Origin of the sequence: Bacillus cytotoxicus NVH 391-98 (assembly GCF_000017425.1) — a bacterium.
In the GTDB taxonomy this organism is placed as follows: Bacteria; Bacillota; Bacilli; order Bacillales; family Bacillaceae_G; genus Bacillus_A; species Bacillus_A cytotoxicus.
On record NC_009674.1, the window covers coordinates 1,302,324 to 1,324,816 of the forward strand.

Annotated in this window: 22 protein-coding genes and 1 riboswitch; of the genes, 19 read left to right on the forward strand and 3 right to left on the reverse strand. The window is 35.7% G+C overall.

Translation table 11 applies throughout. From position 1 onward, the window contains the following. Positions 1 to 3: 3 nt before the first annotated feature. Positions 4 to 2,580 (reverse strand): bifunctional lysylphosphatidylglycerol flippase/synthetase MprF, encoded by a 2,577-nt coding sequence (gene mprF / locus BCER98_RS06380; protein WP_011984264.1) that lies wholly within the window; start codon positions 2,578 to 2,580, stop codon positions 4 to 6. A gap of 195 nt (positions 2,581 to 2,775) precedes the next feature. On the opposite strand from mprF, the gene BCER98_RS06385 reads away from it, so the two are divergent. The 14 genes from BCER98_RS06385 (at position 2,776) to BCER98_RS06450 (ending at position 16,171) form a co-directional block, all read left to right on the forward strand. After that, complete coding sequence (locus tag BCER98_RS06385) at positions 2,776 to 3,165, forward strand: hypothetical protein (RefSeq protein WP_011984265.1); 390 nt, start codon at positions 2,776 to 2,778, stop codon at positions 3,163 to 3,165. A gap of 23 nt (positions 3,166 to 3,188) precedes the next feature. Beyond that, a complete protein-coding gene (locus tag BCER98_RS06390) occupies positions 3,189 to 3,680 on the forward strand; it encodes a YpuI family protein (RefSeq protein ID WP_011984266.1) in 492 nt (163 codons plus the stop codon). 130 nt (positions 3,681 to 3,810) lie between these two features. Beyond that, positions 3,811 to 4,725 carry a superoxide dismutase gene (locus tag BCER98_RS06395; protein ID WP_011984267.1) on the forward strand — a complete coding sequence of 305 codons (915 nt, stop codon included), beginning with the start codon at positions 3,811 to 3,813 and terminating at the stop codon, positions 4,723 to 4,725. 111 nt (positions 4,726 to 4,836) lie between these two features. Beyond that, positions 4,837 to 5,958 carry a D-alanyl-D-alanine carboxypeptidase family protein gene (locus BCER98_RS06400; protein ID WP_011984268.1) on the forward strand — a complete coding sequence of 374 codons (1,122 nt, stop codon included), beginning with the start codon at positions 4,837 to 4,839 and terminating at the stop codon, positions 5,956 to 5,958. After that, positions 5,951 to 6,547 carry a spore maturation protein SpmA gene (gene spmA, locus BCER98_RS06405; RefSeq protein ID WP_011984269.1) on the forward strand — a complete coding sequence of 199 codons (597 nt, stop codon included), beginning with the start codon at positions 5,951 to 5,953 and terminating at the stop codon, positions 6,545 to 6,547. Before BCER98_RS06400 ends, spmA begins: the two co-directional genes overlap by 8 nt. Next, entirely contained in the window at positions 6,544 to 7,074 is a 531-nt protein-coding gene (gene spmB, locus BCER98_RS06410) for a spore maturation protein SpmB (RefSeq protein WP_011984270.1), read from the forward strand. Before spmA ends, spmB begins: the two co-directional genes overlap by 4 nt. Positions 7,075 to 7,362: 288 nt before the next feature. Continuing rightward, the gene (gene rluB / locus BCER98_RS06415) at positions 7,363 to 8,091 is read left to right on the forward strand and encodes a 23S rRNA pseudouridine(2605) synthase RluB (protein WP_011984271.1); all 729 of its coding nucleotides are present in this window, start codon (positions 7,363 to 7,365) and stop codon (positions 8,089 to 8,091) included. A gap of 201 nt (positions 8,092 to 8,292) precedes the next feature. Continuing rightward, on the forward strand, positions 8,293 to 8,814 hold the full coding sequence (resA, locus tag BCER98_RS06420; protein WP_011984272.1) for a thiol-disulfide oxidoreductase ResA: 522 nt from the start codon (positions 8,293 to 8,295) through the stop codon (positions 8,812 to 8,814). 123 nt (positions 8,815 to 8,937) lie between these two features. After that, entirely contained in the window at positions 8,938 to 10,566 is a 1,629-nt protein-coding gene (resB, locus tag BCER98_RS06425) for a cytochrome c biogenesis protein ResB (protein ID WP_011984273.1), read from the forward strand. A 14-nt stretch (positions 10,567 to 10,580) separates the two neighbouring features. Further along, a complete protein-coding gene (ccsB, locus tag BCER98_RS06430; protein WP_011984274.1) occupies positions 10,581 to 11,738 on the forward strand; it encodes a c-type cytochrome biogenesis protein CcsB in 1,158 nt (385 codons plus the stop codon). 376 nt (positions 11,739 to 12,114) lie between these two features. Continuing rightward, positions 12,115 to 12,831: a response regulator transcription factor gene (locus tag BCER98_RS06435; RefSeq protein ID WP_011984275.1), complete on the forward strand. Its 717-nt coding sequence runs from the start codon at positions 12,115 to 12,117 to the stop codon at positions 12,829 to 12,831. Continuing rightward, positions 12,831 to 14,606 carry an ATP-binding protein gene (locus tag BCER98_RS06440; RefSeq protein ID WP_011984276.1) on the forward strand — a complete coding sequence of 592 codons (1,776 nt, stop codon included), beginning with the start codon at positions 12,831 to 12,833 and terminating at the stop codon, positions 14,604 to 14,606. The genes BCER98_RS06435 and BCER98_RS06440 overlap by 1 nt, the downstream gene beginning before the upstream one ends. A gap of 283 nt (positions 14,607 to 14,889) precedes the next feature. Beyond that, positions 14,890 to 15,471, forward strand: coding sequence for a cob(I)yrinic acid a,c-diamide adenosyltransferase (locus tag BCER98_RS06445; protein ID WP_041809574.1), 582 nt, complete (start codon positions 14,890 to 14,892; stop codon positions 15,469 to 15,471). A gap of 85 nt (positions 15,472 to 15,556) precedes the next feature. Continuing rightward, entirely contained in the window at positions 15,557 to 16,171 is a 615-nt protein-coding gene (locus BCER98_RS06450) for a peptidoglycan DD-metalloendopeptidase family protein (RefSeq protein WP_011984278.1), read from the forward strand. A gap of 30 nt (positions 16,172 to 16,201) precedes the next feature. Here the strand turns inward: BCER98_RS06450 and BCER98_RS06455 are convergent, their stop codons facing one another. Then, complete coding sequence (locus BCER98_RS06455) at positions 16,202 to 16,885, reverse strand: hypothetical protein (protein WP_011984279.1); 684 nt, start codon at positions 16,883 to 16,885, stop codon at positions 16,202 to 16,204. Positions 16,886 to 17,123: 238 nt separating this feature from the next. After that, positions 17,124 to 17,268, forward strand: a riboswitch (FMN riboswitch). Between the two features lie 162 nt (positions 17,269 to 17,430). On the opposite strand from BCER98_RS06455, the gene BCER98_RS06460 reads away from it, so the two are divergent. Continuing rightward, complete coding sequence (locus BCER98_RS06460) at positions 17,431 to 18,009, forward strand: ECF transporter S component (protein WP_011984280.1); 579 nt, start codon at positions 17,431 to 17,433, stop codon at positions 18,007 to 18,009. Between the two features lie 197 nt (positions 18,010 to 18,206). Here the strand turns inward: BCER98_RS06460 and BCER98_RS06465 are convergent, their stop codons facing one another. Further along, positions 18,207 to 18,455 (reverse strand): ferredoxin, encoded by a 249-nt coding sequence (locus BCER98_RS06465; RefSeq protein WP_011984281.1) that lies wholly within the window; start codon positions 18,453 to 18,455, stop codon positions 18,207 to 18,209. Between the two features lie 369 nt (positions 18,456 to 18,824). Here BCER98_RS06465 and BCER98_RS06470 point away from each other — a divergent pair, with 369 nt between their 5' ends. Genes BCER98_RS06470 through BCER98_RS06485 form a run of 4 tightly spaced genes read left to right on the forward strand, consistent with a single transcriptional unit; the run spans position 18,825 to position 22,472 of the window. Further along, on the forward strand, positions 18,825 to 19,886 hold the full coding sequence (locus BCER98_RS06470; RefSeq protein WP_011984282.1) for a helix-turn-helix domain-containing protein: 1,062 nt from the start codon (positions 18,825 to 18,827) through the stop codon (positions 19,884 to 19,886). Then, positions 19,876 to 21,423: a RecQ family ATP-dependent DNA helicase gene (locus tag BCER98_RS06475; RefSeq protein WP_011984283.1), complete on the forward strand. Its 1,548-nt coding sequence runs from the start codon at positions 19,876 to 19,878 to the stop codon at positions 21,421 to 21,423. Before BCER98_RS06470 ends, BCER98_RS06475 begins: the two co-directional genes overlap by 11 nt. Beyond that, positions 21,404 to 21,967, forward strand: coding sequence for a CPBP family intramembrane glutamic endopeptidase (locus BCER98_RS06480; protein WP_041810299.1), 564 nt, complete (start codon positions 21,404 to 21,406; stop codon positions 21,965 to 21,967). The genes BCER98_RS06475 and BCER98_RS06480 overlap by 20 nt, the downstream gene beginning before the upstream one ends. Positions 21,968 to 21,989: 22 nt before the next feature. Further along, positions 21,990 to 22,472 (forward strand): LysM peptidoglycan-binding domain-containing protein, encoded by a 483-nt coding sequence (locus BCER98_RS06485; protein ID WP_011984285.1) that lies wholly within the window; start codon positions 21,990 to 21,992, stop codon positions 22,470 to 22,472. Positions 22,473 to 22,493 lie beyond the last annotated feature (21 nt).

Consider the following 22,493-nt stretch of genomic DNA (forward strand, 5'->3'; position numbering starts at 1 on the left):
TCATTAGCTGCTTTTTCGCTTTCCTATTAACTTTGTTACAGCAAGCATTGTAACGGGTAATGAATGGTTTTTCCTAAATGCTAAATATTTTCCGCTCCAAACTGGTTTATATTTTTCTTTAAAATGTCGTAACCCGCTAAAACTATATGTATAACGTACATTGTTAAAAATAGCAGCGGCAACTCGTTCAGACCAAAATGATTGAGCAGACAATCCAACATTAGAAAGAGGTGCCATACCAATATTAAAGGAATGATAATCGTTTTCTTTCGCCCACTGGAATAGATGAATAAAGATTGCATCCATAATTCCGCTCGGTGCGTCAGGATAATAGCGCATTAAATCTACAGAAAGGATACCGCTTTGGTAAACAGGCATAAATGTAGTAAAGGCGATTATTTTGCCTTCTGCATCTGATAAAGTAGCGATTGGAGCACGATTGATATACTCTCTATCAAAATATCCAAGCGAAAAGCTTTTCTCTTTTTTTCCGCCAAGCCATGCGTCCGATACTTTTTTTAGCTCTTCATATAACGCATCTGAAAATGGAGGTTGGTGAATCGAGAACGTGTAACCTTCTCGTTCAAAACGGTTAAAAGTAGCGCGTAATCCAGCACGTTTCTTTCCGGAAATCGTAAATGTATTTAGGTCTACAACAGCTTCCTCACCAAGTTTAAAGAAGTTATAGCCAAAGTCATGATATAAACTCATCCATCTACTTTCAATTTGATAAAAAACGCAAATATAGCCAAATCGATCAGCTTCTATTAGAAATTCTTGCAGTACTGTCCGAAAGGAAGTAGGATCACCAATTGGATCGCCGAGTACGACTAACCGTTTTCCTGTGATAGAAAATAAAAGAAGTGCTTTTCCATCACTGCTGAAGAAGAATTGTTTATCTCCTAAAAAGCCTAGATGGCTTAATACGTTTCCACCATATTGGTCTAAAAAATTTTGCAAACGTTTATCGTTTGCTGGTTGCCCAGGAAATTCATTGCGGTAACGGTTGGCAATGAGCGAACCGATAAGTAAAAAAGTTGGCACAAAGAACGCAGCTGCAAGTGCACTTCGTTTTACTTGTGTAATATTACGAACGACAAAATCAGGTTTAAATGCATCTTTTGCTTCTGCAAATACAACTCCTAAGTTCTTGTACAAATATAAAATAATGAATAAAAATATAAATAGTTTTATGATATCTGAGAAAGATACTTCCATTCTCTCACGTACAAACCTTTTTCGGAGCATGTATAGAACAGCAAGTACAATTAGTAAAATGAAAGTTTCTTCAATATCAATCCCTTTTAACGTATTAAAAATAGCAGCACCAATTAATGAGACGATGGTCATATAGTAAGACCGTTTTGTTCCATAGTAAATCCCTCTTGATAAAATAAAAAGAAGGATACCAAATGTGAGTGATAAGCTAAAAGAAAATTGAATGAGATGTTTTGGTGCTAAAATATGTAATGCATGTGCTCGGTCTATACTCGTCGGTAAAATCGTTGACAAAATAACCATTAAACCAGCAAAAGCTGTTAGCGCTGCTGAGGCCCAAGATCCTAATTTTCCGATGAAATCGCGCTGTAATGTCCAAAGAACCCCCGTTGTTTCTAAAGCGGGTGCGATAAATGGTTTGTCTTCCATTTTTTTTAGAGCAGCCCCTGTCATTTCAAAAGCAGCAAATATAAGGCCGAGGCAAAACGGTAAAATATAGTATACAAGTCTGTATAGTAACATGGCAGGTAATAAAACGCCTGTATCAATCCCGTATTGTCCTAAACCACTCAAAAATACAAGGTCAAATGAACCAAGACCACCTGGGACAAGACTGATAACCCCAGCTAAAGCAGCAATTACATATACCCCTAAAAATTTACGGAAATCGATGTGAATTCCAAATAGCATCAAAATCACATACATAACAATTCCAGCAGAAAGCCATTCCACTAAAGAAACAAGTGAATAGAGAACGGTTGGATTTTTTTCTTCTTCTTGTCCATCTACATTTTGTTTTTTTCTATTTTTTAGTTTTGAAAAACCAATATATAGAGGAACAAAAAGAGCGAAGAAGATGAGAACGGGCCATAGCCAAGGGTTTTCATGCAAAATAAACTGTGTATCCAATATTCCAATAAGACCAAGAAATGAGAGAAGCGCTAATCCATTAATAAAAGCAGTTGTCATCCAAGCAATGCTTTTAATCAGCTTTCCATTTTCATTTATGTAAGGACGATATAATATCGTACGTACACCAGCTCCAACTAGACCACCAAAGCCAAGAAATCCATTTAAAGTGTTAGCAGTCCAAGAAACACGAAAGATTTTTTTGACAGGTATATCTGTTTTCAAGTGCCGGAGCATAACGAAGTCATAAAAGAACATTGTTGATACAGCTAATGCACCAAGTGTAATCGCTAAAAAGACCCCTCCCGTTGGGATGTTTTTAATTGTTTCGATTGCGTCGCGAAATGAAATCCCCGCTAGTTCTTTCCGTGCTTGAAAGAAAACAATTGTCAGTACAACAAACGGGAAAATAAATTTTCCAATTTGTAATAAACGTTTCCATGAAAACGACATAAATACAACTCTCCTTGTTTAAGAAAACTGAGACAACAATATACTTTATTATGACAAACTTCAAAGAAAATAAAAAGGTGAATTCCAAAATAGTGCAGTGGTTTTTTCTATTTTTCATTTAATATTGATTCAGAATGTTTTTTTTATTCTGGAAATAAGTTAAACTAAAGCAAAAAGAAGGAAGAGGGGCCGGAGATGATTATAACAGGTTATGCAGGATGGGAATTAGAAAAAGCGCAACCGAATACGTCTGAGGATTTTTTCAATAGATCTGAGTTTACATATATATGTAATGGGAAGGAAAAAACATTTTCTATATTATATGTCCGATACTTTGAAGAAATTTTGCATGAAATTACCCCCTTTGAAGGAAAGCCAGTTTTTAAAATAGAAGGAAAAGACATATATTTACGCGATATCGCTGCTCTTGCATATTTTCTCAAAAATCCAGATATATATAGACAAAAACGCGTGTATATCAATAGAATAGAGGATTTTCAAGACATTTTTGATGAAAGTGTAGTGGGAAAAGTACAAGAGATTTTGGTTGAACTACATGAGAAGAAACAAGTAGAGATTGTGTAAAATGGCAAAGGGGAGAAAAGGGTATGTCTAATTCAATGGTTGAGAATCAAACAGAACAGGTTTCAGCATTTTTAGAGGAAGTAATTGCTCTGATGACAAACTATGTGAACTATCATTCGCTACCTTCTTTATTAAAAGAGGCACCAACAGGTGATAAAAATTACTATGAAGGATTACTAGCAGCTGTAAGAAGATTACTTGTTTTTTGTGAAGAAGGATTAGATGCATGTCTCATTTTGCTAAATAGTCAACCATTTCGAAAAACAGCCGCTGAAAAAACATTGTACAAAATTTATCATCAAGTTATTGCTGAATTTTTTTCACCAAAAAATGATCAGTGGTATGAAAATAGTCGATCAGCATACACTGGAAAAAATTCGATTGTATTTCAACGAACACCACCTTCTTCTATGGTAAAGGTGATGAAAGAATTAGAAGGGAAATTCCAGACAATGCGTGAGGAATTAGAATATTATGAAACAGATTATCAGACTAAAATGCTGCACAAATATTAATATGGGATGCCAAAGGATAGAAACAAGGAAAAGAAGCTAGAAGAAACCTAGCTTCTTTTCCTTGTTTAGACGGTATATAAGAGAATGATGGTGAATATAGTTAAAGTGGATAGCATCGAGGAGGTGTGACATGAGCCAACAAGGTGTATTTACCGATTACTTTCATGAAGTAGAGAGCTGGTGTGAAAGTGTTCTAGATGTATTAGATAGCCGTGCAATGGAAGTATACGATGTCCATATGCTTGCTTATAAAATTCAAAGCTTGTTAGAACGTATGAAAGAAAATGAATACGAGACAGACGCAGAATTTCTATATGAAATTAGCGAGGATGTAGAACATATACAACATCATTTACAAGAAGTATTTATGCAAGAAGAGGAACAATGTGAATTATATGAACGAACGTATTTAGATAGATCGGTTCCAATTGGAGGACATACATTGCCTCCATTACCGTATCCATATCATGATTTGGAACCTTATATTTCCAGAGAGGTTATGATGTTGCATCATGATAAGCATCATCGTAGTTATGTAGAAGGGTTAAATAAAGCGGAGAAAATGATGGAGGAAGCACGGAGGACAAATAAATTTGATTTAATTAAACATTGGGAAAGAGAAGCTGCCTTTCATGGTTCAGGGCATTATTTACACACGATATTTTGGAATAATATGAAAAAAGATGGCGGCGGGAGTCCAAGGGGGGAATTATCAGAAGAAATCGAAAAAAATTTCGGGAGCTTTTTACGTTTTCAAAAGCATTTTACAGAAGCTGCATCAAAAGTAGAAGGGGCTGGTTGGGCGATTCTTGTTTGGGTCCCGCGTTCAGGAAGGTTAGAGATTCTACAGAGTACATTGCATCAATTATTTACCCAGTGGGATACAGTACCATTACTGGTGCTTGATGTATGGGAACATGCTTATTATTTACAATACAAAAATAAAAAAGAAGAATATATTAAAAATTGGTGGAATGTTGTAAATTGGCCAGATGTACAAAAGAGATTTGAGCAAGCGAAACAATTGGAATGGATTCCGTATTAGACGCATGTTTGTGCGTCTTTTCTTGTGGTGGCAGAAAGAATATTTTATTCATATTTTAAAAGGCCAAGCATACACTTGTACAAAAAAGTGCCAAAAGGACGTGGGGGAAGTATGAAACGAGCTTGGGTGATAGTTGCACTTCTTATTATGTGTATGCATACGATGCCTAATTCTACATATGCACAAATGAACAATGTGAGTGCCCATAATGCTGTATTAATGGAAGAACATTCAGGGCGTGTTTTATATGGGAAACGTGAACATGAACCACAAAAAATTGCTAGTATTACAAAAATCATGACAGCGTTACTAGCTGCTGAATCGGGAAAAATGAAGGAAATGGTCTCTATTAGTAACAAGGCAGTTCGTGTAGAAGGCTCAGCGATTTATTTAAAACCTGGACAAAAAGTGAAATTAGAGGACTTAGTTTATGGTTTAATGCTTCGATCTGGTAATGATGCAGCGCAAGCGATTGCTGAAAAAGTTGGTGGAAGTATAGAGGGATTTGTGTATTTAATGAATGAAAAAGCAAAAGAAATTGGAATGAAAGATACTCACTTTTCGAACCCACATGGTTTAGATGGTGATGGCACGCATTATTCTTCTGCTTATGACATGGCACTTTTAACAAAGTATGCAATGGGAAATGAAACATTTCGAAAGATTTTTGGGACAAAAACATACCAATCGGAATCGTGGGATTACCCATGGAAAAATAAACATAAGCTTGTTACGTCATATTATGAATTTGCAACTGGAGGGAAAACAGGATTTACAAAAAAAGCAGGGCGTACCCTTGTAACGACAGCATCAAAAAATGGTTTGGATTTCATTGTAGTAACGCTAAAAGCCTCGAGTGATTGGGATGATCATATGTATTTATTTGATCAAGGATTTAAACGATATAAGTTAACAAAAGTGTTAGCACAAGGGGCATTTCCGGAATTGAAAGAAAAGAAGTATGCTCATCATGTTTATACAAAGAATGGTTTTGCAGTGCCGTTAGCAAGTGATGAAAAAAATAAAGTTTTATTAAGAGTCGAATTGGATAAACGTGCAAATTTAAAAGATGGAAACAAAGTAGGGAAAATAGTTATTTATGTAGGAAATGAAAAAGTAGGGGAACGAAATTTATTTTATAGTAAGAGGAAATTAGTAGCTACAACAGGGGCGTACTGGAATAATGTGAGAGAAATTTTTTCTCATATGATAGGTGTGAACGGCGATGGTTAATCTTGTATGGGTGGCAATGGCAGTTATTGGAATTGTATATGCGATGGTAAATGGAACGATGGAAGAAGTAAATAAAGCTGTTTTTGCAGGGGCAAAAGATGCTGTAACAATTTGTATAGGGTTAATAAGTGTTTTAGTATTTTGGTTAGGTTTAATGAAGATTGCAGAAGAAGCAGGTTTGTTAAAAAAGTTAGTTTCGTTATTTATGCCAATTGCAAAAAGACTATTCCCGGAAATACCAAAAAATCATCCGTCAATGGGGTTCATCTTATCCAATATGATGGCAAACTTTTTTGGATTAGGAAATGCAGCGACACCGCTTGGGATTAAAGCAATGGAGCAGTTAAAAGAATTGAACGGCGGGAAAGATTCTGCGAGCCGCTCTATGGTAACATTTTTAGCGCTAAATACTTCTGCCATTACACTAATTCCAACGACTGTCATTTCAATTCGAATGACATATGAATCGGCGAACCCAACTGAAATTGTAGGGGTAACATTTATAGCACAAGTCATTTCTATGATTGGAGCAATTTGGATTGACCGCTATTTTTACCGAAGAAGAAGTAGGAAGGGGCGGAAAAAGTGAGTATTGTTAACACTATATCACTATGGATTATTCCATGTGTGATCGGATTTATATTATTATATGGGACAATCAAAAAGGTTCCGACCTATGAATCATTTGTAGAAGGTGGAAAAGAAGGAATTCAAATTGCGATTTCTATTTTACCATTTATGGTAGGGATGCTTGTATCTATTTCCATTTTTAGAGCATCAGGCGCGCTAGATGCGATGATATCGGTTATGAAGCCCGCATTAGATATAATTCATGTACCTGCAGAGATTGTTCCGCTTGCGCTTATACGCCCGATTTCTGGATCGGCAGGTTTGAGCATTACGACCGATTTAATTGCTACATATGGACCGGATTCTTTTATTGGTAGATTAGCGTCTACGATGCAAGGAAGTACAGATACGACATTTTATATTTTAACAGTGTACTTTGGTGCTGTCGGAATTCGGAAAATGGGGGATGCACTAAAGGTTGGTTTGTTTGCTGATTTAATTGGGATTATTTGTTCGATTGTATTTGTTTCATTATTATTTCATTAAAGTTATTCATTTTTTTCTCCTATTCACTTATAATACGTATACAGCCGCTATTAAGGTGTCGCTTAATAGCGTTTTTTTTATGCGGTAAATTTGACAAAATAATGAACTTTTGTTGTAAACAACTAGTAGAACATCAATAATAATAAAGGGGAAAATTTGCTATTGACCCTTTGAAGTTTACACTATACCTATGTTGTTTGGAGAAAACTAGAGTAAATCGCTACAAGACTTGGGCGGTTGCCAAGTGTTTCTAATGAAGGTAAGATAAATTTGAGGTGAAAAAAGGAAATGGAACGACTACAAAAAGTGATTGCACAAGCAGGTATTGCATCAAGAAGAAAGGCTGAGGAGCTTATTCAACAAGGGAAAGTGAAAGTTAACGGAAAAATTGTGACCGAATTAGGCACAAAGGTAACTCCTCAAGATAAAGTAGAAGTAAATCATATTCCTCTTGAGAAAGAAGAGCCTGTTTATTTCTTATTATATAAACCGACAGGAGTTATTTCGAGTGTATCAGATGATAAAGGACGAAAGGTTGTTACAGACTTTTTCCAAGATATCCCGCAACGTCTATTTCCGATTGGGCGTTTAGACTATGATACATCCGGTGTGTTATTGATGACAAATGATGGTGACTTTGCAAATATATTAATGCATCCAAAGTACAAGGTGGAAAAAACATATGTTGCAAAGGTAAAAGGTCCGCTGACAGGCGAAAAGATTCGCATGTTGGAAAAAGGCGTTATATTAGAAGATGGAAAAACATCACCGGCACGTGTGAAAATTATTTCTTGGGATAAGCGTAAAGAAATGTCAATTGTACAATTGACAATTCATGAAGGACGCAATCGTCAAGTTCGCCGTATGTTTGAGGCGATTGGCTGTAAAGTCATGAAGTTAAAGCGTGAACGATACGCTTTCTTAGAAGTAGGTAGCTTGCGCCCTGGTGACGCACGAGAATTGACGCCGCATGAAGTGAAACAACTGCGTGCATTGGCATCTACAAAGCCAAGATAACGAATCACCAGTGGATTGTTCCACTGGTGATTCGTTACATGAGACCATTTTGTGAAAATAAGTGGGAGCCTTACTGACCATAACAACCCGATTGGCGAGGGCTCATAATGAGTGAGGGATGAAGAAAACCTCACTGATTAACGGTTCACTTTATGTGATTTTGTACCTATATAGATATGAACTAGAGAGAGGAGTGGGGAGATGAAAAAGAATCGTTTACTATTTCGCGTTCTGATCTTACTGATTTTAAGCGTGGCAGTTGGTTTTACATTATATCAAAACTTTTTTGCAGATAAAGAAAAAATGCAAGTTGGAAAAGTTGCACCTAATTTCGTTGTGACAACTTTAGACGGAAAGAAAATAGAACGAAAAGACTTAAAAGGAAAAGGAATATTTTTAAACTTTTGGGGAACATGGTGTAAGCCTTGTGAAAAAGAGATGCCTTATATGAATGAGCTATATCCGAAGTATAAAGAAAAAGGTGTAGAAATCATTGCGTTAGATGCAGATGAAACAGAAATCGCGGTGAAAAATTTTGTAAATCAATATGGATTAAAGTTCCCTGTTGCAATTGATAAAGGATCAGAAGTTATTAATACATATGGAGTCGGTCCACTACCAACTACGTTTTTAATTGATAAAGAAGGAAAGGTAATCCAAATGATTACGGGGACACAAACAAAAGAACAAATGGAAGAATATTTAAAGAAGATTACTCCATAATTGGGTAAGCCTTTACATATTTAGCGAGGTACTATAAGTATAGTACCTAAGTTGAAAATTCTGAGTATTGCGTGAAATTTGTTTCAGATTATACAATAGTGATAGAAACAAGAGGCGGTGAAAGTGTTGGAACAGGTGAAATGTGAATGCGGACATGTGAATCCGATAGGAACTATTTTTTGTGAATCTTGTGGTAAGCCTTTTGAAAACAATGAAAGTGCCAAGCTATTAGATATGCGTTACGAGGGAAGTGCAAGGCGCTCTATTACACAAACGAAAACGATTGTTGATAAGATTTGGAGTTTCTTTTCTTCTGTCAAAGTCGGAGTATGGCTCATTGTGATTACGCTATTAGCGTCTGCTATAGGGACAATATTCCCGCAAGAAATGTATATTCCTTCAGGTGTAACACCGAGTGAATATTATGAACAAGAGTATGGTTTTTTAGGAAAATTATATTATCAATTAGGTTTTAATCACTTATATAGTTCATGGTGGTACATAATTTTAATTGCGTCAATTGGAGTTTCGCTTGTGATATGTAGTTTAGACCGAGTGATTCCACTTTATAAAGCTTTAAAGAAACAAGGGGTCAAAAGACATCCGAGTTTTTTAAAAAGACAGCGATTATATGGAACGGCTTCACCGAAAGAAGGAGAATTGGACACGATTCAAGCGAATTTAAAAAAAAGAAATTATAATGTAAGAGTCGACGGTGAAAACATTTTAGCGGAAAAAGGACGTTTTTCCCGTTGGGGACCATATGTGAATCATGTTGGTCTTATCATTTTTTTATTCGGAGCAATGCTTCGTGTCCTTCCTAGTATGTATGTAGATGAATCCGTTTGGATAAGGGATGGAGAAACGAAGGAAATCCCGGGAACAAACGGGGAGTATTACTTAAAAAATGAGAAATTTATAAAAGAAGTTTATGATAAAGAAAATGAGGAAGATAAGAAATTTGATACCGCTATTGATCGAATCGGAGATAAAATGATTGCGAAAAACTATCAAACGAATGCTATTTTATATAAAGCGGTTGGGAAAAAAGTGGCAGGACAAAAACCAAAATTAGAAAAAGTAAAAGAAGCGAAAATCCGCGTAAATGAACCGCTTAAATTTAATCATTTCGCCCTTTATCAATATTCTTATAAAGAAAGTGAATTTCGGAGTATGTCCTTCCATTTACAGAATAAAGAAACAAAGCAAAAATGGGGACCGATTAAGGTTGATTTAAACCATCCTAAGGAATCATATGACTTAGGAAATGGATATTCTCTTACACTACTAAGCTATTTCCCAGATTTTTATTTTGATGAGAGCGGTAAACCGAATACAAAAACGAAGCTTCCCAATAATCCGGCGTTTGTGTTTAAAATGTTTACACCTGAAACACCCCAAGGAGAAATTAGTTTCGTTGGAATTCAACAAAATATAGAGCCAGAAGGAAATAATAAATATAAACTGGCATTTGCAGGAGTAGAAATGCAAAACGCAACAGCACTCGTTGTTCGAAAAGATTTAACGTTATGGATTCTTGGAGTTGGAGGATTTATATTTATGGTTGGTGTTATTCAAGGGATGTATTGGAATCATCGCCGTATTTGGATACAACGCGTAAAAGATGAATGGTGGATTGCTGGTCATACGAATAAAAACTGGTTTGGTTTACGTAAAGATATTGAAAGAGTACTAGAAGGGACATCTATTCCGCAACCATACGATAAAGTGAATGATAAAAAAATTAGCTAAGGTGGGGAGAATATATGGTGCAAATAAGCAGTAATTTCTTATTTATCGCTTTTATTTTATATTTAATCGCAACGCTTTTTTTTGGAGGAGCAATAAAAGAAAAAGGCCGAAAGTGGGCAAATATAGGGATAGCGATAACAATTTTAGGATTTGCCTCACAAACAGTATATTTTGTAACAAGGTGGATTGCTTCTGGACATGCGCCAGTGAGTAACTTCTTTGAATTCGGTACATTTTTTGGCATGATGCTTGTTGGTGCATTTATTATTATGTACTTTATGTATCGCATAAGTATAGTTGGCTTATTTGCCTTACCGGTAGCGTTATTATTAATTGCCTATGCCAGTATGTTTCCGAGGGAAATTTCACCGCTTATCCCATCTTTGAAAAGTAATTGGTTACATATTCATGTGACAACAGCGGCAGCTGGACAAGCTATTTTAGCGATTAGCTTTATTACAGGAGTTATGTATTTACTGAAAAATGTCGATCAATCTAGGAGCACAAAGCGAACATTTTGGCTAGAAACCGTTGTATTTACACTTGTTTGTGCTGTTGGATTTATAGCGGTAACAACAACTTATTCTGCAATGAAATATGAAGCGAAGTTTCAGTGGGTGGATAAGAACAAACAAAAGGCTGAAATGGAGTATCATTTACCTGCTTTAGTTGGGCCGAATGAAGGAAAATTAATAACAGATGGAAAGTTTGAGCCGGTCATAGATATGCCAGCGCTAATAAATGCAAAAAAATTAAATACGGTAATTTGGTCATTTCTTATTGGAACAGGATTGTATGTCATAGCAAGGCTTGTATTACGAAAAAGAATATCAGCAGCCCTTCAACCGATTTTAAAAAATGCTAACAGTGATTTGCTTGATGAAATTGGGTACCGTTCGATTGCGATAGGTTTTCCGGTTTTTACTCTAGGTGCGCTAATTTTTGCAATGATTTGGGCGCAAATTGCGTGGACGCGTTTTTGGGGATGGGATCCAAAAGAGGTTTGGGCACTTATTACATGGCTTTTTTATGCAGCAGTTTTACATTTACGCTTATCGAAAGGATGGCATGGTGAGAAGTCTGCATGGCTCGCAGTAATCGGTTTTGCGATTATTATGTTTAATTTTATTGCCGTAAATTTAATTATTGCCGGGCTGCATTCTTACGCATAACGTACCTTTTTATTATAAGGAAAATAGAATCAGTCGTATAAGAGAAAAAGTTTTAATAGTAGCTAGTAGGAAAGTGAGCGTCACTTTCCTACTATATTTTTATCAAATGTTTTTCTTTTTTGAGAAAAACATGACAAAGTACAGGTCAATTTTGTAAAATAATGTCGAGGCCGAAATGCTTGTTCAAGAAAAATACATAGTTTTAGAAAAATAATGAACAAACTTTATTATTCTTGTGAAGTATAATATTTAAAGTGAAGAATGGATCATTTTAGCATGATTCCTTATGAAATGAGAATAAGCATAGGATTATATTGGAGAAAGGTAGGTGTGAACCGCAGCGGTCATTTTGAAACATAAGCCGCAGCGGGTAGCAATGGAAAACGAACCAAGAATTTTAGTTGTAGATGATGAGGATCGAATTCGTCGTTTATTAAAAATGTATTTAGAAAGAGAGAACTACGTAATTGATGAAGCTGACAATGGTGATACAGCTTTAGAAAAGGCACTGCAAAATGATTATGATTTAATTCTATTAGATATTATGATGCCTGGAAAAGATGGAATAGAAGTTTGTAAAGGAATTCGTGAGAAAAAAGCAACACCAGTTATTATGCTGACAGCTAAAGGTGAGGAAGTAAATAGAGTACAAGGATTTGAAGTTGGATCTGATGATTATATTGTAAAACCATTTAGTCCGCGCGAAGTTGTTCTTCGTGTGAAAGCTGTATTGCGCCGTTCTGTATCGACAACATTCTTTACACAAGATACAACCACGAAAGATGTAATTGTATTCCCGCATCTAACAATTGATAATGATGCTCATCGCATTACAGCAGATGGACAGGAAGTAAATTTAACACCGAAAGAGTATGAATTGTTACTATTCTTAGCGAAGTCTCCAGATAAAGTGTTTGATCGTGAACAATTATTAAAAGAAGTGTGGCAATATGAATTCTTTGGAGACTTACGTACAGTGGATACACATGTGAAGCGTTTACGCGAGAAGCTCAGTAAAAAATCACCTAATGCAGCGAAGATGATTGTAACTGTATGGGGCGTGGGTTATAAGTTTGAGGTTGTGAACGACTGATGCTTTGGCGGAGTGTAGTAGGTAAGTTATGGATGACCATATTACTGCTTGTTTCGTTTGTTCTTGGCTTTGTAGCGATTTTACTTTCCCAGTTTTTTAGAACGTATTATGTCGATTTGAGTGAGACTAGACTGACGAAAGTAGCTCAAAGTGTCACAGAGCTTGTTGAAGAAGGTGCGGATGTAAAAACGATTGAGAATATCGCATATAAGTTTAGTGACCCGCTTTCACGCATTATTATTGTGAAAGATGGTAAGGAATTCTCTGCTTCTCCGAAACAAGAAGGATTGGTCACACTTACGATAGACGATTTAAAAGCAGATAAAGAATTAGCAGCTGTTTTTATCAACCAGAAAGAAAATAAAAATAAAATTAGACAATTTCCTGATGGGAAAACAAAACAAAGTTCCGAAAATGATATTATGATTGTCGGTAAGCCGTTGAAAGGAACAAAGAATAGCGCGGTATTTGTATATGAATCATTACAAGTTCCAATAAAAGGTATGGAAAAGGCAACGGATTTTATTTTTCTATCAGCCGGAATTGCGATTATTTTAACAACATTCTTTGCTTTCTTCTTATCAACACGAATTACAGCGCCGCTCCGTAAGATGCGTGAAGTAGCATTTGAAGTAGCGCGCGGTAAATTTGATGCGAAAGTGCCGATGGTTTCCCAAGATGAAATTGGAGAGTTAGCTACAGCTTTAAACCAAATGGGAAAGCAATTGAAGTTTAATATGAATGCGCTGCAACAAGAAAAAGAACAGCTATCGAGCATTTTAAGTAGTATGGCTGATGGTGTAATTACGCTAAATCAAGAAGGGGAAGTTGTTGTCATTAATCCGCCAGCGGAACATTTCTTGCAAGTATGGCAAGAAGAAAACGACCTGGAGTTAAGTAGAAACTTGCCGCCTGAGCTTGTGGAACAGTTCCATTTTGTTGCTGAGAGTGAACAACAGCAAGTCATTGAAATGAATCTCCAAAAGGGAAATTATGTTGTTTTAATGACGCCTCTTTATAATCAAACGAAAATTCGTGGAGCAGTGGCTGTACTTCGAGATATGACAGAAGAGCGCCGCTTAGAAAAAATGCGAAAGGATTTTATCGCGAATGTATCACATGAACTACGCACGCCGATGGTGATGCTACAAGGATACAGTGAGGCAATCTTAGATGATGTTGTTCAAACAAAAGAAGAAATAAACGAATTTGTACAAATTATCTACGATGAATCTGTTCGTTTAGGGCGTCTTGTAAATGAACTTTTAGATTTGGCTCGAATGGAAAGTGGACATGTGGAATTGCATATGTCTGAAGTGGAGATTCACCCGTTTGTTGAGAAAATCGGACGTAAATTCCAAGGGATTGCACAGGATAAAGGGGTCAAGTTAACTGTTGATTTTCGCACGGAGGTTACAGAGCATACTTTTGATCCAGATCGACTAGAGCAAGTGTTGACGAATTTGATTGATAATGCAATTAGACATACAAGTGCTGATGGGCATGTGAAACTTGTTATTGACAAGAAGGATGCTGGAATTGTATTTGAAGTGCAAGATACGGGTGCAGGTATTCCTGAAGAAGATATTCCATTTTTATTTGATCGATTCTATAAAGCGGATAAAGCAAGAACGAGAGGAAAAACAGGTGGTACTGGTTTAGGTCTTGCGATTGCGAAAAATATTGTTCAAAGTCATGATGGAAAAATCTCGGTATCAAGTGTTGTTGGAGAAGGAACAACCTTCTTTGTATACTTACCAAATCATGCGTTGTAATATATATAACATGGGCATTATATAAGGAATAAGGATAACAGTTCTACTATTTTATTTATTCATTTTGAAGATTGTTTCTCGATTGAATAAAGGATAGTAGAACTTTTTATCCCGCTATTTTAGGGTAGTAAGACTCCATCTTAAGATTCAGAAAGAAGAAAGGAAGATAGGTGGGAGTAGGGCTACCCGTAACAGCCCGATTGGTGAGGGCTCATAATCAGTGGGGGATGAAGAAAACTCCACTGATTAAAGTTTCACTGTATTGAAGAGAGGATGAGCTGAACTGAGACTGTACACTAAAACGGGAGATAAAGGACAAACAAGTGTTGTTGGTGGACGAGTGGATAAAGATCATTATCGTGTGGAAGCATATGGTACGATTGATGAAGTGAACTCTCATATTGGATATGCTATGACTTTCTTACAAGATGGAAAATTTCAAGACATTTATCAGGAATGTGAAAATATTCAACATGAATTATTCGATTGTGGAGGAGATTTGGCCATTGTTGGGCAGAAAGTACCTTATAAAGTGACAGATGAGATGGTGGAATATTTAGAAGAACGTATTGATCAATATATAGAGGAAGCTCCTCCGTTAGAACGTTTTATTTTGCCGGGGGGAAGCAAAGCGGCTGCTGCGATTCATATTGCTCGAACAGTAACGCGAAGAGCGGAACGAGCGATTGTATCATTAAGAAAGCAAGAAGAAATAAATGAAGTTGTTCTGCGTTATGTGAACAGGTTATCTGATTATTTATTTGCGATTGCGAGAGTAGTGAATGCACGTTTGCAAATTGCTGATGTTGAATATAATCGAAGTGCGATTGTGTTTCGGAATAACGGAAAAAAGGAAGTGGACTAAATCACTTTCTTTTTTTTGTATACTTTTTTCCGTATTATACCACAATAGAGAAAGGATAACGGCTAATAGAAAGCGGAGGATACATATGAAAGTTTTTAAAATTGGTATCATCATAACAGGATTATTCTTTTGTTCCCAATTATATGTTTATGCTGATGAAAATCAGTGGACATGGCCTGTCGACGGTAGAATTAGTGACTACTTTGGGACTAGACATGGAAAACATTATGGGATTGATATTGCCGCTCAAGTTGGAACTCCTGTTGTAGCGATTCGAGATGGCATCGTAACAAAATCGTACTTTTCCAATAGTTATGGACATGTTGTATTTGTAAAACATGGGAAATATGAAGCTGTTTATGCTCATTTAAATAAGCGATATGTTATTCAAGGAGATCGCGTTCGAAACGGTGAAGTCATCGGTGAGGTTGGAAATACAGGTGAATCGAGAGGAGCGCACTTACACCTAGAAATTCATCAAGGAAATTGGACAATTGAAAAAAGAAATGCAATGAATCCATTACTTGTTTTAGATGAAAAGTGGGATCAAGTCGTTTCATCGTCTTTATATGTTGTCCAAAAGGGGGATACGCTCGTTAAAATTGCACATAAGTTTGGGACTACGGTAGACAAAATAAAAAAGAAAAATGCACTGCGGCAAGATCAAATTTATCCAAATCAAAGATTATATATTAATTAAAACAAGAGCTAGCTTCAGCTAGCTCTTGTTTTACCAAAAAATAAAGACACATATAAATCCGGAAATAGCTAAATAGCTATAATAATAAAAGACTTTTGCTCTTGTTTTTTCTTTCGTTCGAAATAAAACAATCGTCGGTTCAATTAAACCGATTGTAAGGCATAACAAACCGAGAAGCATGCACCCAATTGAAAAAGAGTACAGGGCAATTTGTACTTGAAATGGGATAAGCCATTTTAATAAAAATGCAATAAGTGCGGTATAACAAATACTGCCGATGTATTGATTTAATGTTACATTCGAACGAAAGCCTGGTAGTTTTTTTAAAAAAGAACGAGAAACAACCTCTGTTTGTAGAGAGGTATGTTCTTCTATTATTTTTTGAGCATCTTTTCCTTTATGGAACAGAGAAAGAATCCAATTTCGTTTCCCTTGGAAGATGAATCGTGAAGTAGTTAAGTAATGATCGATTTTCACTTTTCTCCAATTGCTCCATGCATGGCGCTCGCATAGCTTTAGTTTACTTTCCGCACTTTTATCATATTGATAAATACTAATTCCTTCTTTATCAAAGGTAGCGTAGTATGTTTCTGTCGAAAATGTGCCTAGGTCAATTGGACAATAGAAAAGCAATTCTTTTTTTAAATAAAAGTATTCTTTTCTTAAGTTTTTTTTCATCGTTTCGCGAATTGAGTGTCTTTTCTCTTTTTTCATGACATTTCCTCCATATTAAGAAAATGCTCTTATCTTAACACTTCAACATCTTATCACTTTTCTGTATGGATAGCTAGAGAATTGAGCTGGAAAATATGAAATAATTGGTTTGAATTGTAAAGTAATAGGTGGTAGAAGATGTGGATTAAAAATAAATAACTTATTTTTAATAAGTTACAATCTTTTTATTCACAACAGCCACATGTTGTTGTATAATGAAGAAGAAAATAGAATATCGGTCTATCTTCGGGGCAGGGTGAAAATCCCGACCGGCGGTAATGAATGAGTATATGAATATGTGAGTTCTAAGCCCGCGAGCCGTTAAGGCAGGATTTGGTGCGATTCCAAAGCCGACAGTACAGTCTGGATGGGAGAAGATGGAGGTTCAAGCGTTCAAAAAAGATTAGTATTTGGACGTCTGTTTGAGGTGCCTAAAATTTCTCCCTTTGTGTAAAACGCAAAGGGTTTTTTTATGATAGGAAAAGCAGGCATAGCAGAACCTTTCTACTTTCCATGAGATGATCGATGGAAAAGGAGAGAGCAGGATGAAACAAAAAAACAGTGTAGTACAAATGGTGAGTGTGGCAATGCTTAGTAGTATTGCGTATCTACTTATGATGTTGGATTTCCCATTCCCAGGATTTCCACCTTTTTTAAAAATTGACTTTAGCGATATACCGGCATTAATTGCAGCGATTGTTTTTAGTCCGATTGCAGGTGTAGTTGTAGAAGGAATCAAAAACATTCTGTATTATGGAGTTCAAGGGAGTTTGACCGGGGTTCCAATTGGAGAAATCGCAAACTTTATTGCGGGATGCTTATTTATTGGACCAGCGGCGTTCCTATTCCGAAAACACCGTACAATCAAAAGTTTAACAACGGGTTTGATGCTAGGAACAATTATGATGGCTCTTATCATGAGTGTGTTAAATTACTTCATCATTTTACCAGCGTACACGTGGTTTTTAAATTCGCCAGCTATGTCGAGCGGTGCTATGCGACAAATGATTGTAACGGCGATACTGCCATTTAATTTAGTAAAAGGAATTGCTGTAACAGTTGTATTTGTAGCATTGTTCTCACGTTTGAAAGTATGGGTATTTGCGAAAATGAAAAATGCATAAAAAGTCATGAGTGGTGAAGATACCGCTCATGACTTTTTAGTATCCACCTATTGATGAGAAGCTAGATGGAAGAGGTTCGTGGATAAATTGAAACTTTAATTAGCAGAGAGGCTTTTTTGTCTTATGCTGAATTGAGCTGCATCACAAAAAATCCCCCTCATTTCCATGAGGGGGATTTTTTGAAGTTAATAAACGGACTATTCGAATTTAAGAGCGTCTCCATCAAATGTTTCATCAGCAACTTTAATGGAATCAGTAGGACAACCTTCAAATGCATCCATCATATCTTCGATTAATACATCTGGCACTTCAACGATTCCTTGGTTATCATCTAATGTTACAAAGGCAATACCTTCATCATCATAGTCATAAATGTCTGGTGCAGCAGCTCCGCAAGCTCCGCATGCGATACAAGTGTCTTTATCAACGATTGTATATTTTGCCATCTTTTTTCCCTCCTGATAATATGTATGTGAAACATTCGCTATAAAAATTATAATCCTATTGTAAAACGGTTCTTCAAACTTTTCAACATAAAATTATAATGATAATGCTTATCAATTAGGGTGTCAACTTATTTTTTAGTTATTTCATAAGATTTTCAAAATGCCTAAATGCTAAGCAGTTTGATACAATAGGAAATAGAAGATAAAAGTTTAGCGGTAGATAAATGTTATTGATAGTGTATTCAATCTTTTTCTATTATTTCCTTCTGAAAAAATTTGCGCGTAGGAAGTTTCATCCATAAAGCTTTTGATTTATTTCTGGAGCCAAGTGTCTAGGAAGGAAAAATATATCGAGAGGTGGAAGCGGTAATGCAATTTCAATACACTATATTATATTGTTTAAAACAATTGAATGGTGAACGAACCGTTTCTTCCATTTATTATTTGTTGAAGGGAAAACGTTCCTCCCAAACGTTACAGGATGGAAAAATATTTCGGATTTCATTTCTTTTTGGTGTATATAAATCGTTGACAAGATCTAATTATGAGCAAGAAATCGAACGTATTTTAGCTTCGGAATGGATTGAAGTTAAGCACGAAAATACATATGTACTAACGGATCGTGGTGAAAAGCAATTAGAGACTTTGGAAAAGACAATGGCTTTCCCAAAGCACTTAGATGGATTGAATTACGGGGATCTTGGCGAAGTTTTTTGGAAAAGGTTATCATTAACGATTCAAACAGTATCGAACTTACAACAGAAAAACACAAAGTTTATTCCTATTCAACAAGATCCAGAAGTAACTCGGTGGGTAAAAGAATTTCTGATTGGGTTACCATATGTAAGAAGTGAATTAGCAACAAGACTATGGGAAGAAATGTACAATATTTTAAAGAATATGGATGAAATAGAAGCGACGATTTTGACATATCGTTTAACAGGGTATGAACGAATTGGTTATACGCTGCAACAGCTTGCTGAAATAATAAATGAAGATGTATTTCGAGTTTATTTGTTATTTTGGAGCACGATTCATTATATGATTCAAGTTGTTTGTCAAAGAGAGAAAGAGTTTCCTTTATTAACGAAAATTGTATCTTATCCGAATGAAAGAGAAGATTTGTTTAGTTTATCAACAAAAAAAACATATAGACTATGGAAACAAGGATACTCATTAGAAGAAATTGCAGTGATTAGAAATTTAAAACTTGCCACAATAGAAGATCATTTTGTAGAAATTGCATTAAGAGAAAAAGCTTTTTCGATTGAAATGTTTATTGAAAAGAATAAGATAAAACGCGTGAAACAAGTGATTGAAACGTTACAAACAAGGAAGCTACGTGCATTAAAACAAGCGGTAGGAGAGGAGATTTCTTATTTTGAAATTCGCCTAGTATTAGCACAACTGGAGGGAACAAATGAAACTTGAAGAGCATTTAAATAAATGGTTTGGATACAAGGAGTTTCGCCAAGGACAGAAAGAGGTTATTACAGACTTACTGCAAGGGAAAGATGTCGTAGCAATGCTTCCAACAGGACAAGGAAAGTCTATGTGCTATCAACTTCCGGGTTTGTTGCAAGGAGGAACGGTATTGATTGTCTCTCCGCTTCTATCTTTAATGGAAGATCAAGTTACACAGCTGAAATATGTTGTGAAAAATCGTGTCATTGCATTTAATAGTTTTCGTACATTAAGTGAGAAAAGAAAAGCGATTAAGCAGTTAGCATGGTATAAATTTGTCTTCGTTTCACCTGAAATGTTGCAATCTGAATTATTAATGAAAGAATTGAAAAAAATTCCTATTTCTTTGTTTGTTGTAGATGAGGCTCACTGCATTTCACAATGGGGATATGATTTTCGAACAGATTATAAAAAATTGGATCAAGTAATTATGCGCATTGGCCGTCCCCCAGTACTAGCATTAACGGCGACGGCTACAAAGGAAGTATTGCAAGATATTATAGTAAGTTTAGGCTTGAAGAATGTCTCCCAGCATGTGTATTCAATTGATCGACCGAATATCGCTATAGAAGTACAGTTTTTAGAAACGATAGAGGAAAAAAAAGAAGCGCTTCTTTCGCATGTTTCTTACTTACAAGGGCCAGGAATTATTTATTGCTCCAGCAGAGCTTGGACAGAGCGGTTAACGGAGTATTTAAGGAGTAAAGGAATAATAGATGTTGCTTTTTATCATGGTGGAATGGATCATGAAGAAAGGATGTTAATTCAGCAGCAATTTATGAATGACCAACTGCAACTTGTTATTTGCACAAGTGCTTTTGGAATGGGAGTTAACAAACCGAATACAAGGTATATTATTCATTTTCATTATCCTACGAATATTGCTTCCTATTTGCAAGAAATAGGAAGAGCAGGTCGTGATGGAGAGGCGAGTATAGCGATTTTATTATGTAGTCCACTCGATCATGATTTACCTATTTCTATTATTGAAGATGAATTGCCTAATAAAAAGCAAATTCAATTTTTATTTGCTTTATTACAAGAAAAATTACTTCAAACGAAAAGATTACCGATAGAAGATGTGGCAGAAATTTGTTATCATACTGCAGGATTAAATGAACAACATTGGCGTTTTCTTAAGTATCATTTAGAAAAAATGGAAATCGTACAACAAAATATGCTTATATTAGAAGACTTGTCAGATGAAACGATGCAAAAATTAATATTAGAGGTGGAGAAACGCCTTTATAATAAATATAATCAATTAGAAAAGATGAAATCGTGGTTACAAATTCAAGGTTGTAAACGAGAACAATTATTACAGCTGTTCGGGTATGAAAAGGAAGATAAGATAAAAAATTGTTGTGACTACTGCGGTATTATAAAAGAAGAGTATAAAAAAAGACGAGCAAGGCAGTCAGTTTTCGACTATAATTGGGAAACAGAGTTACAATTGCTCTTTGGTATGGGAGAACGGAGGAATGATGAATATTCAAAGGCGTAGCGTTGAAGATATGAGTCCGAAAGAGATACGACTTAACCTCTATATCACACAACTGATTATAATAAGTATTGGATGTTTGCTAGCATATATATTATTTCCAGGAAAAGAAGAATTTTCCAATTTATGGAAATGGGAACCGTTTTCTATTCTTTTCATAGGCGGCGGGATTGCCTGTGGGATTGTGCTAGTAGATTATCTTGCAATGCAAATCTTGCCGGAGTCATGGTTTGATGATGGTGGTATTAATGATCGCATGTTCCGAGGAATGTCAGTGATGCAATTACTAGTTGTGACTTTTTTTATCGGATTTGCTGAAGAACTTTTATTCCGGGGTGTTTTGCAAACACATTTTGGACTTATACTTGCGAGCCTTATCTTTGCCATTTTACATATCCGGTATATTACGAAGCCATTTTTATTCTCTTTTGTTTGTATTATAAGTTTTATTTTCGGATATGTATTTCAATGGACGGGGAATTTGCTTATAACAATTTTCGCCCACTTTCTTGTTGATTTTATAATGGGGCTTCAATTGAGGAAATAAATGAAAGGTGGTGGTGACCAACGTGAGAAGGAAAATTCCTGATTTTGAGGAAGAATTACAAGAAGAACAGGAACAAGAGCAGGTAGAGGAAGGTTTACCGCCGCGTAGCGAGGTTCATAGAGATAAAAAGAAGAAATTTAAAATTAATCATTTCTTTGTTAGAGTATTAACGTTCTTATTTATCTTGTTACCAATATGTATTTTATGGTATACAGATCAATATATTGAAGTGCAAAGTTCAAAAGGAGAGAATGAGACCAATAGAGGAGCATTTGAAGTTATCTTTTTTGATTCGAATAAATCAGTGGAGCAGAAAAAAATAGAGAAACCTAAAATTCACATTGTAAAAGAAGGGGAAACTTTAGAGAGCATTGGCGAGAAATACTTTCCTGGAGAAAATGGAGCTGAAAAGATAGAGGAATATAATCATTTGCAAAATCGTGAGTTAGAAGTAGGACAAAAATTGAAAATACCTATTACGAATCATGAGAAGAAGAATGAATAAGAGAAATGTATATCATGTATT

Excerpts from the sequence above, each read along its gene's own strand:
- mprF (WP_011984264.1), bottom strand. The coding sequence starts at position 2,580 with ATGTCGTTTTCATGGAAACGTTTATTACAAATTGGAAAATTTATTTTC.
- BCER98_RS06385 (WP_011984265.1), top strand. The coding sequence starts at position 2,776 with ATGATTATAACAGGTTATGCAGGATGGGAATTAGAAAAAGCGCAACCG.
- BCER98_RS06390 (WP_011984266.1), top strand. The coding sequence starts at position 3,189 with ATGTCTAATTCAATGGTTGAGAATCAAACAGAACAGGTTTCAGCATTT.
- BCER98_RS06395 (WP_011984267.1), top strand. The coding sequence starts at position 3,811 with ATGAGCCAACAAGGTGTATTTACCGATTACTTTCATGAAGTAGAGAGC.
- BCER98_RS06400 (WP_011984268.1), top strand. The coding sequence starts at position 4,837 with ATGAAACGAGCTTGGGTGATAGTTGCACTTCTTATTATGTGTATGCAT.
- spmA (WP_011984269.1), top strand. The coding sequence starts at position 5,951 with ATGGTTAATCTTGTATGGGTGGCAATGGCAGTTATTGGAATTGTATAT.
- rluB (WP_011984271.1), top strand. The coding sequence starts at position 7,363 with ATGGAACGACTACAAAAAGTGATTGCACAAGCAGGTATTGCATCAAGA.
- resA (WP_011984272.1), top strand. The coding sequence starts at position 8,293 with ATGAAAAAGAATCGTTTACTATTTCGCGTTCTGATCTTACTGATTTTA.
- ccsB (WP_011984274.1), top strand. The coding sequence starts at position 10,581 with ATGGTGCAAATAAGCAGTAATTTCTTATTTATCGCTTTTATTTTATAT.
- BCER98_RS06435 (WP_011984275.1), top strand. The coding sequence starts at position 12,115 with ATGGAAAACGAACCAAGAATTTTAGTTGTAGATGATGAGGATCGAATT.
- BCER98_RS06440 (WP_011984276.1), top strand. The coding sequence starts at position 12,831 with ATGCTTTGGCGGAGTGTAGTAGGTAAGTTATGGATGACCATATTACTG.
- BCER98_RS06450 (WP_011984278.1), top strand. The coding sequence starts at position 15,557 with ATGAAAGTTTTTAAAATTGGTATCATCATAACAGGATTATTCTTTTGT.
- BCER98_RS06455 (WP_011984279.1), bottom strand. The coding sequence starts at position 16,885 with ATGAAAAAAGAGAAAAGACACTCAATTCGCGAAACGATGAAAAAAAAC.
- BCER98_RS06460 (WP_011984280.1), top strand. The coding sequence starts at position 17,431 with ATGAAACAAAAAAACAGTGTAGTACAAATGGTGAGTGTGGCAATGCTT.
- BCER98_RS06465 (WP_011984281.1), bottom strand. The coding sequence starts at position 18,455 with ATGGCAAAATATACAATCGTTGATAAAGACACTTGTATCGCATGCGGA.
- BCER98_RS06470 (WP_011984282.1), top strand. The coding sequence starts at position 18,825 with ATGCAATTTCAATACACTATATTATATTGTTTAAAACAATTGAATGGT.
- BCER98_RS06475 (WP_011984283.1), top strand. The coding sequence starts at position 19,876 with ATGAAACTTGAAGAGCATTTAAATAAATGGTTTGGATACAAGGAGTTT.
- BCER98_RS06480 (WP_041810299.1), top strand. The coding sequence starts at position 21,404 with ATGAATATTCAAAGGCGTAGCGTTGAAGATATGAGTCCGAAAGAGATA.